Source organism: Rhodococcus sp. PvR044 (assembly GCF_040548995.1).
Lineage (GTDB): Bacteria > Actinomycetota > Actinomycetes > Mycobacteriales > Mycobacteriaceae > Rhodococcus_G > Rhodococcus_G oryzae.
Genome location: NZ_JBEPSX010000002.1, coordinates 366,434 through 381,510 on the forward strand (window position 1 = coordinate 366,434; position 15,077 = coordinate 381,510).

Annotated in this window: 10 protein-coding genes; 7 read left to right on the plus strand and 3 right to left on the minus strand. The window is 69.1% G+C overall.

The features are described 5' to 3' along the window. The first annotated feature begins 45 nt into the window (after window positions 1-45). The 4 genes from gltB to ABIC28_RS07875 all read left to right on the plus strand — a co-directional run bounded on the left by gltB (window position 46) and on the right by ABIC28_RS07875 (window position 9,905). On the plus strand, window positions 46-4,647 hold the full coding sequence (gene gltB / locus ABIC28_RS07860; protein WP_354578253.1) for a glutamate synthase large subunit: 4,602 nt from the start codon (window positions 46-48) through the stop codon (window positions 4,645-4,647). Continuing rightward, window positions 4,640-6,091, plus strand: coding sequence for a glutamate synthase subunit beta (locus ABIC28_RS07865; protein WP_097210720.1), 1,452 nt, complete (start codon window positions 4,640-4,642; stop codon window positions 6,089-6,091). The genes gltB and ABIC28_RS07865 overlap by 8 nt, the downstream gene beginning before the upstream one ends. Window positions 6,092-6,317: 226 nt before the next feature. Continuing rightward, entirely contained in the window at window positions 6,318-8,099 is a 1,782-nt protein-coding gene (locus tag ABIC28_RS07870) for an Ig-like domain-containing protein (RefSeq protein ID WP_307861299.1), read from the plus strand. Between the two features lie 93 nt (window positions 8,100-8,192). Continuing rightward, window positions 8,193-9,905 (plus strand): Ig-like domain-containing protein, encoded by a 1,713-nt coding sequence (locus ABIC28_RS07875; RefSeq protein WP_209927966.1) that lies wholly within the window; start codon window positions 8,193-8,195, stop codon window positions 9,903-9,905. 76 nt (window positions 9,906-9,981) lie between these two features. On the opposite strand, the gene ABIC28_RS07880 is transcribed toward ABIC28_RS07875, so the two are convergent. Continuing rightward, window positions 9,982-10,164 carry a hypothetical protein gene (locus tag ABIC28_RS07880; protein WP_097210717.1) on the minus strand — a complete coding sequence of 61 codons (183 nt, stop codon included), beginning with the start codon at window positions 10,162-10,164 and terminating at the stop codon, window positions 9,982-9,984. Window positions 10,165-10,359: 195 nt separating this feature from the next. On the opposite strand from ABIC28_RS07880, the gene ABIC28_RS07885 reads away from it, so the two are divergent. After that, window positions 10,360-11,280: a cutinase family protein gene (locus tag ABIC28_RS07885; RefSeq protein ID WP_097210716.1), complete on the plus strand. Its 921-nt coding sequence runs from the start codon at window positions 10,360-10,362 to the stop codon at window positions 11,278-11,280. A 191-nt stretch (window positions 11,281-11,471) separates the two neighbouring features. Continuing rightward, a complete protein-coding gene (locus tag ABIC28_RS07890) occupies window positions 11,472-12,761 on the plus strand; it encodes a PucR family transcriptional regulator (RefSeq protein WP_097210715.1) in 1,290 nt (429 codons plus the stop codon). On the opposite strand, the gene ABIC28_RS07895 is transcribed toward ABIC28_RS07890, so the two are convergent. Beyond that, entirely contained in the window at window positions 12,758-13,843 is a 1,086-nt protein-coding gene (locus ABIC28_RS07895; RefSeq protein ID WP_257017148.1) for an alpha/beta hydrolase, read from the minus strand. The genes ABIC28_RS07890 and ABIC28_RS07895 overlap by 4 nt on opposite strands. A 296-nt stretch (window positions 13,844-14,139) precedes the next feature. Between ABIC28_RS07895 and ABIC28_RS07900 the strand changes: the two genes are divergently transcribed. Next, on the plus strand, window positions 14,140-14,436 hold the full coding sequence (locus ABIC28_RS07900; RefSeq protein ID WP_097210714.1) for a putative quinol monooxygenase: 297 nt from the start codon (window positions 14,140-14,142) through the stop codon (window positions 14,434-14,436). Window positions 14,437-14,458: 22 nt separating this feature from the next. Here the strand turns inward: ABIC28_RS07900 and ABIC28_RS07905 are convergent, their stop codons facing one another. Beyond that, entirely contained in the window at window positions 14,459-15,073 is a 615-nt protein-coding gene (locus tag ABIC28_RS07905; RefSeq protein ID WP_097210713.1) for a histidine phosphatase family protein, read from the minus strand. Between the last annotated feature and the right edge of the window lie 4 nt (window positions 15,074-15,077).

A 15,077-nucleotide genomic window follows, 5' to 3' on the forward strand; every position in this document is an offset into this window, starting at 1 on the left:
AGCGTTGCTGGTCGTCTGTGCATCTGACGCACACGAAGGCTAGGTATGAAGCAATTTCCAGGCCACAGGTCTCCCGGACCCCAGGGCCTCTATGACCCCGCGAACGAGCACGACGCCTGTGGTGTCGCGTTCGTCGTCGACATGCACGGGCGACGCAGCCGCGACATCGTCGAGAAGGCCATCACCGCGCTGGTGAACCTCGAACACCGTGGTGCTGCCGGTTCCGAGCCGAACACTGGCGACGGCGCGGGCATCATGCTGCAGGTCCCGGACTCGTTCCTGCGCGCGGTCGTCGACTTCGACCTGCCCGCCGAGGGTGCCTACGCGACCGGTATCGGGTTCCTCCCGCAGGACGCCGCGGCCGCCGACGAGGCCGCCGCGGGCGTCGAGAAGATCGCCGCGGAGGAGGGCCTGACGGTCCTCGGCTGGCGCGAGGTCCCCACCGATGACTCCTCGCTTGGTGCGATGGCGCGCGACGCGATGCCCACGTTCCGGCAGGTCTTCGTCGTGGCGGCCGACGCGTCGATCACCGGCATGGCCCTGGAGCGGCGCGCCTACGTGGTCCGCAAGCGCGTCGAGCACGAGCTCGGCGACGGCGGGGCGGGTGCGGACGGCCCTGGCCGCGAGTCGGTGTACTTCCCGAGCCTGTCCGGCCAGACCATCGTCTACAAGGGCATGCTCACCACGCCGCAGCTCAAGAGCTTCTACCTGGACCTCCAGGACGAGCGGATGGAGTCTGCGCTGGGCCTCGTGCACTCGCGCTTCTCCACCAACACCTTCCCGTCGTGGCCGCTGGCGCACCCGTTCCGGCGCGTCGCGCACAACGGTGAGATCAACACCGTCACCGGCAACGAGAACTGGATGCGCGCTCGCGAGTCGCTCATCGAGTCCGACGTGTTCGGTGCAGGCGCGCTCGAGAAGATCTTCCCGATCTGCACCCCGGGTGCCAGCGACACCGCGCGCTTCGACGAGGTGCTCGAGATGCTGCACCTCGGTGGCCGCAGCCTCCCGCACTCCGTGCTGATGATGATCCCCGAGGCGTGGGAGCGGCACGAGAGCATGGACCCGGCCCGCCGGGCGTTCTACGAGTACCACTCCACGCTGATGGAGCCCTGGGACGGACCCGCCTCGGTGTGCTTCACCGACGGCACCGTCATCGGCGCCGTGCTCGACCGCAACGGTCTGCGCCCGAGCCGCATCTGGGTGACCGACGACGGACTGGTCGTGATGGCCTCCGAGGTCGGTGTCCTCGACATCGATCCCGCCAAGGTGATCAAGAAGGTCCGTCTGCAGCCGGGCCGGATGTTCCTGGTCGACACCGCGCAGGGCCGGATCATCAGCGACGACGAGATCAAGTCGGAGCTGGCGGCCCAGCACCCCTACCAGGAGTGGCTCGACGCCGGGTTGGTCCACATGGCCGATCTGCCCGAGCGCGACCACGTGCACATGAACCACGAGCGGGTGCTGATCCGTCAGCAGATGTTCGGGTACACCAACGAGGAACTGAACGTCCTCATCGCGCCGATGGCCAAGACCGGCGGTGAGGCGCTCGGTTCGATGGGCACCGACACCCCGATCGCGGTCCTGTCGGCCCGCCCGCGCCTGCTGTTCGACTACTTCTCGCAGCTGTTCGCACAGGTGACCAACCCGCCCCTGGACGCGATCCGCGAAGAGGTCGTCACCAGCCTCGGCGGCAGCATGGGACCGGAGGGCGACCTGCTCCACCCGGGCCCGGCGTCCTGCCGCCTGCTGGCGCTGCCGCAGCCGATCCTGAACAACGACGACCTCGCCAAGCTGGTCCACGTCAACGACGACGGTGACTTCCCCGGCCTGCGTTCGGTTGTCGTGCCCGGCCTGTACCGGGTCGCCGACGGCGGCAAGGGCCTGAGCAAGGCGCTCGACGACATCCGCTTCCAGGTGTCCGAGGCGATCGCGGGCGGGGCCCGGATCATCGTGCTCTCCGACCGGAACTCGAACGAGACGTTCGCCCCGATCCCGTCGCTGCTGTTGACCTCGGCCGTGCACCACCACCTGGTCCGGGAGCGCTCGCGCACCAAGGTGGGACTGGTCATCGAGACCGGTGACGCCCGCGAGGTGCACCACATGGCCACGCTCGTCGGCTTCGGCGCCGCGGCCATCAACCCGTACATGGCCTTCGAGACGATCGAGGACATGATCGAGGGCGGCGACCTCACCGGCATCGCCTTCGAGGACGCGGTCAAGAACTACATCAAGGCCGCAGGCAAGGGCGTGCTGAAGGTGATGTCCAAGATGGGCATCTCCACGCTCGCCTCCTACACGGGCGCGCAGCTGTTCCAGGTGATCGGCCTGTCGCAGGAGCTGGTGGACGAGTACTTCACCGGGCTGAACTCCAGCCTCGGCGGTATCGGCCTCGACGAGCTCGCAGCGGACATCTCCATCCGGCACGCGGCCGCGTACCTGAACCGTCCCGAGGAGCGCGCGCACCGCGAGCTCGAGGTGGGCGGCGAGTACCAGTGGCGCCGCGAGGGCGAGTACCACCTGTTCAACCCGGACACGGTGTTCAAGCTCCAGCACGCCACCAGGACCGGCCAGTACTCGATCTTCAAGGAGTACACCAAGCTCGTCGACGACCAGTCGGAGCGCCTGGCCTCGCTGCGTGGCCTGTTCAAGTTCAAGAGCGGTGTGCGCCAGCCGATCTCGATCGACGAGGTGGAGCCCGCCTCCGAGATCGTCAAGCGCTTCTCGACCGGTGCGATGAGCTACGGCTCCATCTCCGCCGAGGCGCACGAGACGCTGGCCATCGCGATGAACCGTCTCGGCGGTCGCTCCAACTCGGGTGAGGGCGGAGAGCATCCGTCGCGCTTCGAGGTGGAGGCGAACGGCGACTGGCGCCGGTCCGCGATCAAGCAGGTCGCGTCCGGCCGGTTCGGTGTGACCGCGCACTACCTCAGCAACTGCACGGACATCCAGATCAAGATGGCGCAGGGTGCCAAGCCCGGCGAGGGTGGCCAGCTGCCGCCGCACAAGGTGTACCCGTGGGTCGCCGAGGTGCGCGGGTCCACCCCGGGCGTCGGCCTCATCTCGCCGCCGCCGCACCACGACATCTACTCGATCGAGGATCTCGCACAGCTGATCCACGACCTGAAGAACGCGAACCCCGCAGCTCGTATCCACGTCAAGCTGGTCTCCGAGATCGGTGTCGGCACCGTCGCCGCGGGTGTCTCCAAGGCGCACGCCGACGTGGTGCTGATCTCCGGTCACGACGGTGGCACCGGCGCCACCCCGCTGACCTCGGTCAAGCACGCGGGCGCGCCGTGGGAGCTCGGCCTGGCCGAGACCCAGCAGACGCTGCTGCTCAACGGTCTTCGCGACCGGATCGTGGTGCAGGTCGACGGCCAGCTCAAGACGGGCCGCGACGTGATCATCGCCACGCTGCTCGGCGGCGAGGAGTTCGGATTCGCCACCGCGCCGCTGGTGGTCTCCGGCTGCATCATGATGCGCGTGTGCCACCTCGACACCTGCCCGGTGGGCGTCGCGACCCAGAACCCGGTGCTGCGCAAGCGTTTCGCGGGCAAGCCCGAGTTCGTGGAGAACTTCTTCATGTTCATCGCGGAGGAGGTGCGTGAGCTCCTCGCGGAGCTCGGCTTCCGCACCATCAACGAGGCGGTCGGCCAGGTCGACGCGCTGGACACCACCGAGGCGCTCGAGCACTGGAAGGCATCCAAGCTCGACCTGTCGCCGATCCTGGCGAAGACCGAGTCGTCCTTCATGGATCAGGACCTGTACTGCACCGGTTCGCAGGACCACGGGCTCGAGAAGGCGCTGGATCAGCAGTTGATCGCACAGAGTCGTGCGGCCATCGACAGCGGTCAGCCGGTGAAGTTCGAGTCGAAGATCACCAACGTCAACCGGACGGTCGGCACCATGCTCGGCCACGAGGTGACCAAGGCGTACGGCGGTGCGGGCCTGCCCGAGGACACCATCGACATCACCTTCACCGGATCCGCGGGCAACAGCTTCGGCGCCTTCGTCCCGAAGGGCATGACGCTGCGCCTGCACGGCGACGCCAACGACTTCGTCGGCAAGGGACTGTCTGGTGGACGCATCGTGGTGCGCCCGCCGCTGCAGGCCGCCGACGGGTTCGTCGCCGAGGAGAACATCATCGCGGGCAACGTGATCCTGTTCGGCGCCACCGGCGGCGAGGCCCTGATCCGCGGCATCGCGGGTGAGCGTTTCGCGGTCAGGAACTCCGGCGCGACAGCGGTGGTCGAGGGCGTGGGCGACCACGCCTGCGAGTACATGACCGGTGGACGGGTGGTCGTGCTCGGCGCGACCGGACGCAACTTCGGTGCCGGCATGTCCGGCGGTGTGGCGTTCGTCTACAACCCGGAGAAGTCCTTCGAGAAGGACCTCAACACGGAACTGGTCGATCTCGAGGACCTCGAGCACGAGGACTTCGGCTGGTTGAAGGGTGCCATCGAACGGCACCGGGACGAGACCGGGTCCGAGGTTGCCGCGCGCATCCTCTCGGACTGGTCTCAGCAGGTGAATCACTTCGTGAAGGTGATGCCGCGCGACTACAAGAAGGTGCTCGTGGCGATCGACACCGCGAAGAAGAACGGAACTGACGTGGACGAGGCAATCATGGAGGCAGCTCGTGGGTGATCCAAGCGGCTTCCTCAAGCACACCTCGCGCGAGCTGCCGGTCCGGCGGCCGGTGCCGCTGCGACTGATGGACTGGAAGGAGGTGTACGAGGACTTCGATTCGAAGACCCTCCGCACCCAGGCCAGCCGATGCATGGACTGCGGTATCCCGTTCTGCCACAACGGTTGCCCGCTCGGGAATCTGATTCCCGAGTGGAACGACCTGGTGCACAAGGATCGCTGGCGCGACAGCATCGACCGTCTGCACGCGACCAACAACTTCCCGGAGTTCACCGGTCGGTTGTGCCCGGCGCCCTGCGAGGCGTCCTGTGTGCTCGGCATCAACCAGGATCCGGTCACCATCAAGCAGGTCGAGGTCGAGATCATCGACCGCGCCTTCGACGAGGGCTGGGTCAAGCCGGTGCGGCCGTCCAGCCTGACCGGTAAGAAGATCGCGATCGTCGGTTCCGGGCCTGCCGGCCTGGCCGCGGCGCAGCAGCTCACCAGGGCCGGTCACACCGTGACCGTGTTCGAGCGGGCCGACCGCATCGGTGGTCTGCTCCGCTACGGCATCCCCGAGTTCAAGATGGAGAAGCGCCACATCGACCGGCGCCTGGTCCAGATGGAGTCCGAGGGCACCATCTTCCGCCCGGGAGTCAATGTCGGCGTGGACATCTCGGCGGATCAGCTGCGCGCGGACTTCGACGCCGTCGTGCTGGCCGGTGGCGCCACCGAGGCGCGCGACCTGCCGATCCCCGGTCGCGAGCTGGACGGCATCCATCAGGCGATGGAGTTCCTGCCGATCGCCAACCGCGTGCAACTCGGCGATGCGGACGCACCGTCGATCACCGCGGAGGGCAAGAAGGTCGTCATCATCGGTGGCGGCGACACCGGCGCCGACTGCCTTGGCACCTCGCTGCGCCAGGGCGCGGAGCTGGTGCACCAGTTCGAGATCATGCCGCGTCCGCCGGAGGCCCGCGCGGACTCCACCCCGTGGCCGACGTACCCGCTCATGTACCGGGTCTCCTCGGCACACGAGGAGGGCGGCGAGCGGGTGTTCGCGGTGAACACCGAGCAGTTCTCCGGAGTGGACGGCAAGGTCACCGGCCTCAGGGCGCACGAGGTCAAGATGGTCGGCGGCCGCTTCGAGAAGCAGGAGGGCACCGACTTCGAGCTCGAGGCCGACCTGGTGCTGCTGGCGATGGGCTTCGTCGGACCGGAGAAGCCGGGCCTGCTGACCGACCTGGGCGTCGACCTGAACGAGCGCGGAAACGTGACCCGTTCCGGCGAGTGGGCGACCAGCGTGGACGGCGTGTTCGTGGCCGGCGACATGGGTCGCGGCCAGTCGCTCATCGTGTGGGCCATCGCGGAGGGTCGCGCCTGCGCGGCCGCCGTCGACAAGTTCCTCGAGGGCGAGACCGCGCTGCCGTCGCCGATCGTTCCCACGGCGGCACCGCAGCGATGATCACGGGCCGGTAACGGCCGGCAACTGAACGGCGAACCCGCCGTCCCGACAGCTCGGGGCGGCGGGTTCGCTGCGTAACGGGGTGATTTCCCGGTCTGTCGGTCATATGGACGAATGTTCAGAAAAGCGGGCACGTATCCATTTTGTGACGGTTAGGCTTCCGGCGATTCTGTGATGTGAGTCACGCCACTGCAACCCACTTCGGTGGGCCGCTCAGGAGGTAACCGTGCTCTTGTCCATGACCCGTCGCTTTGCGACACCGATCGTCGCGGCAACCGCCGCGATGGGACTGCTGCTCGGCGGCGCCGTCACCGCCGCCGCCGCCGATCCGCCGCCGCCGGCCTCGTCGGGCGACCAGTCGGCCGACAACCTGCGATGGAACCTCGGCCTGACCGCCGTGAACGGGACCGCGGTCGACCCCGCCACCCCGGGTGTCAACATCGTCCACCCGGGCGACACCGTGACCTACACCGCCAAGATCTGGAAGACCGCAGGCATCGGCCGGTACATGACCGCGATCCGGCAGATCCAGCCCGCCGGCTTCCAGTACCTCTCGCACACGGTGAGCAAGCAGTCGAACGTCACCAGCGAGGGCGCCGCGGGCGTCAAGGCGACGTGCACCGGGGGCGGTTGCAACTCGGTGCCGATCCTGGGCACCAAGGGTTATCTCGACAACGTGAACTTCGACGTCACCTACAAGATCCCCACGACCCAGCCCTTCGGTGACTACAACGCCGGCTTCGTGTTCGACGTCTATGCGTTCAGCACGCAGTCGGGCGCCAACCCGGCAGGCGCGTGGGTGCGTGTCGTCGACCCCTCCGTCAACACCACCGCGGACCTGCAGGTCCCGGCCACTGCCAAGACCGGCACCCCGGTCGACCTCACCGCGAATGTCGGACCCGCCAACGCGGTCGGTACGGTGCAGTTCAAGGACGGTGCCGCGAACATCGGCGGCCCGGTCGGCGTGGCCAACGGCAACGCCACCCTCTCGCACACCTTCGATTCCGTTGGCGCGCACAATATCTCCGCGGTGTTCACCGGGGGACCGGGCTTCCATGACTCGACCTCCGGGGTGAAGACGGTCGACGTCACCGCCGACACCTCGACCGCGATCCAGGTGGCGGCCACCGCGCTGGTCGGCGACGACGTCCAGGTCACCGCGACGGTCACCCCCGCGACCGCGGTCGGCACCGTGCAGTTCAAGGACGGCGCGACCAACGTCGGCGAACCGGTCCCCGTGGTCAACGGCACGGCCTCGATCACCCGCAAGTTCGACGAGGCGGGCACCCACAGCTTCGTCGGTGTCTTCACCGGCACCGCCGGATTCACCGACTCGGTGTCTCCGCCGGCCGAGCTGATCGTCAAGGACGCCGACTGGGGCACCACCACCACCGTGCTCGAGCCGGTCACCGCGGTCGTCGGAACCTCGGTGAACCTGTCGGCCACCGTGCACCCGATCCCGAGCGGCGGCACCGTCAAGTTCCTCGTCAACGGCACGGAGGTTGGCACCGCTCCGGTTGGCACCGGTGACGGCGTCGCGATCCTGCCGCACACCTTCGGCGCCGCCGGCACCGCCAACGTGGTCGCCGAGTTCACCGGCACCACCGGCTTCACCGGATCCACCTCGCCCGGGTTCACCGTCACCGTGACCGAGCCCGACACCCGTGAGGCCACCACGACGGCCCTCGCGGTCACCGGCAACGCGGCTGTCGGACAGGCCATGCAGTTCAAGGCGACCGTCGCGCCCGCGGGTGCCAACGGCACCGTGCAGTTCAAGGTCGGTACCACCCCGATCGGTGGCCCGGTGGCCGTCGTCAACGGCGTGGCCACCATGTCGCACACCTTCGCGGAGGAGGGCACCTACGGCGTCACCGCCACCTTCATCGGGGGCGCCGGGTTCAAGGACTCGGTCTCCGGTCCGTCCGTGGTGAACGTCGCGGCCGCGGGGACCCCCGGCGGCACGGGCAGCCTCGACACCGGATCGCTGTCCAGCCTCTTCGGTAGCTAGTCGACCCACCCCCATGGCCGGCCCCGGGGCGCGACGCGTGCGCGCCCCGGGCCCGGGTGGGGATCCAGACTTTCCCCTATCTCAGGAGAATTCATGCAGAACAAAAGAATTCGGCGGATAGCGACTCCGATTACCGCGGCGGCCGTCGTCGGGATCACCGTGTTCGGTGGCATGCCTGCCCAGGCCGCCCCGATCACCACCAACTTCACCGCCGCCTGCCTCGCGACCCCGTCGGCCGTCGCCGGACCGCAGGTGCAGGCGCAGCCCTCCTCGGTGACGATCGATGCTCCCGCGACGGTGAATGCCGGCCAGGAGTACGAGGTCACCGTCGCGCCCCCGCCGATCACCTACCCCAACTCGGTGTCGGGGGCGAGCGTGCAAAACGTCTCGCGGATCAAGATCGACATCGACGTGCCACAGAACGCGGAGTTCCTCGGTGCAGACATCGTGCCGGGAACCAGCTCAGGGCTCAGCGGCGTCGCACCTAATGTGTTGCGGGTCAACGAGAGCGGCACGGTCGACCCGAACGGGACCGTCATCCGGCTCTCGGGCAACAATGCCACCATCGGAAACGGTCCCAACTCCAGCAAGAACTCCGAGGGCGGCATCGTCGCGCCCGCGGCGAGCGGCGCGAACACCACCTTCCAACTGCCGAAGGTCAAGGCTCGGCTGCGGGCGGGTGCGTCCGGGAACGTCCAGATCAAGCTGCGCACCGGCGGTGACGCGGGGGCGTGGGCCAACGACAAGAACTTCCTGACGTTCCTGCCGAAGGCGAGCCTGATCATCACCGCATGGGCCCCGACCCAGTGCTCTCCACGTGACGGTGAGAGCGCGCCCCTCAACGGGGGTGCAGGCCCGCTGGCCACGACCAGCATCACCGAGGCGGACAAGGCCACCACCACCACCCTCGCAGGCCCGGGCAGCGCCAAGAACGGCACCCCGGTCACCCTGACCGCCAACGTCACACCCGCAGCGAACGGCGGCACGGTGCAGTTCAAGGACGGTGACGCCCCGATCGGTGACCCGATCGCGCTGGCGGGCAGCAACGCGGCCTTGACGACGACGTTCACCACCGACGGCGACCACCCGATCACCGCGGTCTATTCCGGCGCGACCGGATTCGTGGGATCCACCTCGGCGGTCAAGATCGTCAAGGTCACCACCGACGCACCGCCGGAAACGGCGACCACCACCACGGTCGAGGCCCCGGCCAACGCCAAGGTCGGCCAGGACGTGAACCTCACCGCGCGGGTCACCCCCGAGGGCACCGGCGGCACGGTGAACTTCATCGTCGACGGCGGGGCTCCGGTGACCGGCATGGTCGGCACCGACGGCATCGCCGTGGCGCCGTACACGTTCACCACGACCGGAACCCACAGGGTGGTCGCGAAGTTCAGCGGCGCGCAGGGTTTTGCGCCGTCGACCTCGCTCGCCTTCCCGGTGAGCGTCACGACGCCCGCACCCGCGGACGTGGAGACCACCACCACGCTCGCGGCACCCGGCACCGTGGAGAAGAACGTCCCGGTGACGCTGAGGGCGACGGTCGACCCGGGCAACGCCAAGGGCAAGGTGCAGTTCAAGATCGGCACCGCGCTGATCGGTGGCCCCGTGGACGTTGTCGACGGTGTCGCGACGCTACCCACCACGTTCCACAACTCCGGCACCTACAACGTCACAGCGGAGTTCACCGGTGACGCCGGGTTCACCAGTTCCGCCTCGGCTCCGCAGACGCTGACGGTGCCCGGTGCCACCGGTCCGGGTAACGGCGGCGGACTCGGCAGCCTGGAGAGCATCTTCGGCTCCTGATCGAGGCCGAGCGCTCGGGGTGCGTCGCCGGCTCACGGCCGGCGGCGCACCCGCCGCTCGCGGCGGGGAGGTCTCGCTACACCCCTGCGGTGAGCGCGACGGTCAGTGGGACGACCGTCAGGCAGCAGATCGCGGCCGCGAAGAGGGCGATGACCAGCCCCCGATTCCAGCGGCCGCGGGCGCCGCTGGCCGCCGTCACGAACAGGACGAACCCGACGCAGACGGAGGCGATCGTCACGAGTACGGCGGCATCGACCATGGTTCGATTCTGCCTCGCTTCGGGGGTGGGCCCGCGTGCACCCCGGGGGTATCGCGCGGAGGGTGATCTCGGCGCGCGCAGACCCCGGGGTCTGCGGTAGCGTCTGGTTCATCGTCTGTGCATCTTTTTGATACCTCCCGCGGGCAGTATGGGCTGGCCGGACCGGGAATCGGAAGGAAAGAGGGGGCTCGCACAATGCGCCTGAAGAAGTCCATCGCAGTGCTGTCCACATTCGCTGCTGCCACCGTGGGTACGGTGCTCTCCGGCACGGCCGCGCACGCCGATCCGGCCGGAGGCAATTGCCCGAGCATGTATGTGGTGGCCGTCCCGGGTACCTGGGAGACGTCAACGCAGCCGGACAAGCGTCCCGGCCCCGGCATGCTCGCCGCCGTGACGAACGCGCTTCCCGCGTCGAAGATCCGGTCCGACTACGTCACCTACGCCGCGACCGCGTTCCCGTGGGAGACGGAGGTGTACGGGGCGTCGAAGAAGCAGGCCACCGACAACGCGCGCGGGATGCTGGAGGCGATGCAGAAGGCCTGCGCCAATACGCGTTTCGGCATCATCGGCTACAGCCAGGGCGCGGACGCCGCGGGCGATCTGGCCGCGGAGATCGGCACCGGCACCAGCACCATCCGCCCCGAGAAGGTGGCGGCCGTCGGGCTGCTCTCCGACCCCCGCCGCGCGGACAGCGACGTGCTGATCGGCCCGGCCGTGCCGGGCATCGGCTCGGGCGGCCCGCGAATCGGCGGGTTCGGCTGGCTGAGCGATCGCACGGTGACCTTCTGCGCACCCGGGGACCTGTACTGCGCGACCGAGCGCACCGACTTCGTCACCCGGCTGGCCGGCTTCCTCGCACAGAACTCGGATCCGGGCTCCTCGGATTCCCCGCGCTACGGCGACGAGGCGACGATGATCTGGAACGACCTGCTCGGCGCGGGCGGCATCCCGACGCTGCAGAACCAGCTCACCGATGAGGCGAACGTGGGCCGTCGGAAGCAGCTCGAACGGTTCTACGGGTCGGGAGCGCACCAGGACTACCAGGGGTACGCGGTCGACAAAGCGGGGAACACCCCGACCACCTGGTTGGCGGGCTGGCTGCGCGACCGCGCCTGATCGACAGGGGCTCGCCCCGCCGATCACCTCGTTGTGATCATGCGATGAACCCGCTGCTCATCGCGTGATCGACCGGTCCCCGGGGCAGGGGCAACACCGGATTTCTGGTCAAGTGGGGCCAGGGTCCGGCACAATGCCCTGCGACACGGCGGACAGCCCCGCCACGTTGTCGGGCGTGAGGGAGCAGCGGCATGCGATCGTCAGGTGAAGTGGCCTTGGGTGCGCGGGAGCTCGTGGTCGCGCTCGCCTCGGCGATGGAGGCGCAGAGCGAGGAACTCGCGGCGCGGGTGATCGATCGGCTGACCTCCGAGATCGAGGAGGCCAGGGATCCGCTGATCGCCACCATGCAGGTCGCCACCACCGTGGAGTCGCTGGCTTCGATCCGCCAGATCCTGCAGCATCGGATCGAGGCGGGACGCACCGACGCGCCCGCGACGGCGATCGAGTACGCGCGGCAGCTCGCGCAACGCGGGGTCTCGCTCGCCGCGATGGAGCGGGCCAACCGCCTGTCCACGGACACCGTGATGCGGTGGTGCCTCGAGCAGATGGAACTGCTCAGCGACGACGCTGCGGTGGTCGCGCAGGCCGCGCTGCTGATCATGACCGACACGGCCGGCTACGGCGATCGGGTGGCGCACCAGCTCGCGGCCGCCTACGAGACCGAGCGCGCGCTGTGGCTGCGTCGCAGCAGCATCTCCCGTGAGGCCTGCATCGGACAGCTCCTGACGGGCCGGGCCACGGACCTGGCCGCCGCCGAACTGACCCTCGGATATCGGCTGGCCCAGCGGCATCTGGCGCTGGCGGTGTGGACCGAGCGGGCCGAATCCAGGGACGGCGGGACGAGTTTTCTCGAGCGGTCGGTCGGTGCCCTCGCGGAACGGCTCGGCTGCAACGGCCCACCGCTGGTCCTGCCGCGCGCCGACAACGAGGTGTGGGCCTGGTTGGCCGTCGGGCCGTCGGTCGACCTGTCTGGGATCGGGCCGATCGTGGCCGGCTGGGAGCACCCGGTCACGCTCGCGGTCGGGGTGCCTGCCGACGGGGTGGCCGGATTCCGTCGCACCCACGAGCAGGCGATGTCGGCGCAGCTGGTGGCGCAGAACTCGGCGCGTCGGGGCCCGCTGGTCGTCTCGAGCGCGGACGTCGGCGCGATCGCGTTGATGTGCGCGGACATGCCGGCCGCCGTGAGGTGGGTGCGCGATATCCTCGGTCCGCTGGCCGTGGACGATGCCGCAAGCTATCGGCTGCGGCAGACGATCCGCGTGTTCCTGGCCAACGGCGCCAGCTACACCGCGACCGCGGAACAGCTGAACATGCACAAGAACTCGGTGGTGTACCGGCTCCGCAAGGCGGAGGATCAGCTCGGGCACAAGCTCCGCGACGGCCACCTCGACCTCGAAATCGCTCTGGCGCTGTGTCATTGGCTCGGCGCGGCCGTGCTCGAGGCGGGACCGGATTCGGCCGCCTCGAGCACGGGCGGCTAGCGGACCAGGCTCAGCGGTTCCCGCGTCGCCGTCTTGACGAAGTAGGCGATCTCGTCGATCGCGCGCTGCGCCTCCGGCACCACGTCGGCGGCCGCCTGGAACACGTGCACCTGCCTGCGCCACACCTGGAGCTCGCAGGGCACGCCCGCCTCGGCGAGCCGGTCGGCCATCAGTTCGGAATCGGGCAGCAACAGTTCGTGCGACCCGACCTGGATCAGCACCGGCGGCAGTCCCCGCAGGTCGCTGTCGACCGGGCACAGCCGCGAACGGTCGCGGAGCGACCCGGACCGGCTGTCGGCCCGGTCGGAGATGCGGGCGAGCTCGTCGAGTGCGTGGCTCGGGAGCATGGCGTCGCGGCCCGCGTTGGGGTGCTCGGTCTTGCGGGCCGGATCCATCTCGGTGAGGGGCGAGAGCGCCACGATGCCTGCCGGGCCGGGCAGGCCCTGCTCACGGAGGGCCAGCGGGATCATGAAGGACAGGTAGCCGCCGGCCGAGTCGCCCGCGATGACGATCTGATCGGGCCGGTAGCCCTTGGCGAGGAGCCAGCGGTAGCCGTTGACCCCGTCGTCGACCGCTTCGCCGATGCTGTGCGTCGGGAGCATTCGGTAGTCGACCATCAGGACCGGCGCCTGTGCGGCGGAGGAGATCCGCGAAACGAGGCGCTGGTGGGTGCCGACCCCGCAGAACATGAATCCGCCGCCGTGCAGGTAGAGGACGACGCGATCGCTGTCGGCGCCGTCCGCCTCGACCCACTGCGCGCTGCAGTTGTCGAGCAGGATGGTGTGGCTGCGGGTGCCCTCGATCGGCGGATGCATCAGGGCGCCCATGTCGTCGAGGAACTTCAACGGCCAGGGCAGCGCCGACGCCTTCGCCCACATCGAGATGACCGGGCGCACCGTCATCCGCAGTGCCTGGGCCAGCACACGCGACTGCATGCTGGTGCCGTGGATCTCCTGGCGATCAACCGTGGTCGGGAGGTGGCCCGGCTGCGGCGCGACCGCGCCGTCGACGAAGCGGGCCCGCACCGAACCGAACTCGCGGTCGCCGGCATTGACAAACTCCACAACTTCACTGCTGGTCACGTAGACATCCTTGGGGCTTCGCAGGGAACGCGATCGTCATCGGTGCGCGCGGCGCGGGGGCCGCCTGCGCGGTCAAAATGTGATGGCGGTCACTGACATTTCAAGGACACTAGGGCGGATCGCCCGCCCTGCCACCGGGCGCACCGCACGAGAAATCCGACCGCTTCTGTACTGAGCGTCCAGTTTTTGCGTACAAGCGTCCAGTTCGGGGTTCGGATAAGCCCTCGGGGGGCCTCCGCGGGCAAGTAGCGTGACCGGAAACGGCCGCACGGGGTGGCCTGAGAGAAGGGGAGACGATGTCGGATCTGAAGGTGGTGGCCACCATCGCTGCGAAGCCCGGTTCGGAAGAGATCGTGCGGGACGGTCTGTCCACCCTCGCCGCCGCCAGTCGTGGCGAGGCCGGTTGCCTCGGCTACGAGCTGTACGAATCGTCGGCCGCCCCCGGCACCTTCGTCACGGTCGAGGTGTGGACCGACCAGGAGGCACTGCAGGCGCACATGGCGACGCCGCACCTGCAGGCCGCGTTGGGCACGTTCGGCGCCCACCTGGCGGGTGCGCCGCAGATCCACCCGCTGACCCCGATCGAGGTCTGAGTCCGGTATCCGGACCGGGTCGTTACGGGCGGTGCCGGATCAGCAGGTCCCGCACATGGCCGGTCTCGTTCACCGAGGCCACCCGGGCATTGCCGTTGCGGGACACCAGGACACGGGTGATCGACGCGTAGTCGATCGGGAAGGTCAGCGGGCGGTCGAGGCCGAGCAGGCCCTGCAGGTACACGTTGATGACGCCGCCGTGCGCGAACACGGCCACGGTGTCCTCGTGGTCGGCCCCCGCGACCACCCGGTCCAGGCCCTCGTGGACCCGGGACCGGAACTCCCGCTCGTCGACGAAGTCGGGGAGGTGCCCGGCCAGGATGCGCGCATAGGCCTCCGGCGCGATCGTCTTGGCCTCGTGGATGGGCACGTAGTGCGCATGGCCGTGGTCGTACTCGGCCAGCCCGGCATCGGCGGCCACGGTCAGCCCGCGGGCCGCCGCGACCGGCGCCGCCGTCTCGAGGGCGCGCCGCTGCGGGCTGCTGACGATCGCCGAGATCGGGTACGGGTCGAGGGCGGCGGCCAGCCGCCCGGCCTGTGCGTGACCCTCCGCTGTGAGGCCCGGGTCCGCGCCGTCGGCGGACTCGGCCGAGAGGATTCGTTCGGGCAGCGCATGACGGATCAGCAGCAATTGCACCCGG

Excerpts from the sequence above, each read along its gene's own strand:
- ABIC28_RS07885 (WP_097210716.1), top strand. The coding sequence starts at position 10,360 with ATGCGCCTGAAGAAGTCCATCGCAGTGCTGTCCACATTCGCTGCTGCC.
- gltB (WP_354578253.1), top strand. The coding sequence starts at position 46 with ATGAAGCAATTTCCAGGCCACAGGTCTCCCGGACCCCAGGGCCTCTAT.
- ABIC28_RS07880 (WP_097210717.1), bottom strand. The coding sequence starts at position 10,164 with ATGGTCGATGCCGCCGTACTCGTGACGATCGCCTCCGTCTGCGTCGGG.
- ABIC28_RS07890 (WP_097210715.1), top strand. The coding sequence starts at position 11,472 with ATGCGATCGTCAGGTGAAGTGGCCTTGGGTGCGCGGGAGCTCGTGGTC.
- ABIC28_RS07875 (WP_209927966.1), top strand. The coding sequence starts at position 8,193 with ATGCAGAACAAAAGAATTCGGCGGATAGCGACTCCGATTACCGCGGCG.
- ABIC28_RS07900 (WP_097210714.1), top strand. The coding sequence starts at position 14,140 with ATGTCGGATCTGAAGGTGGTGGCCACCATCGCTGCGAAGCCCGGTTCG.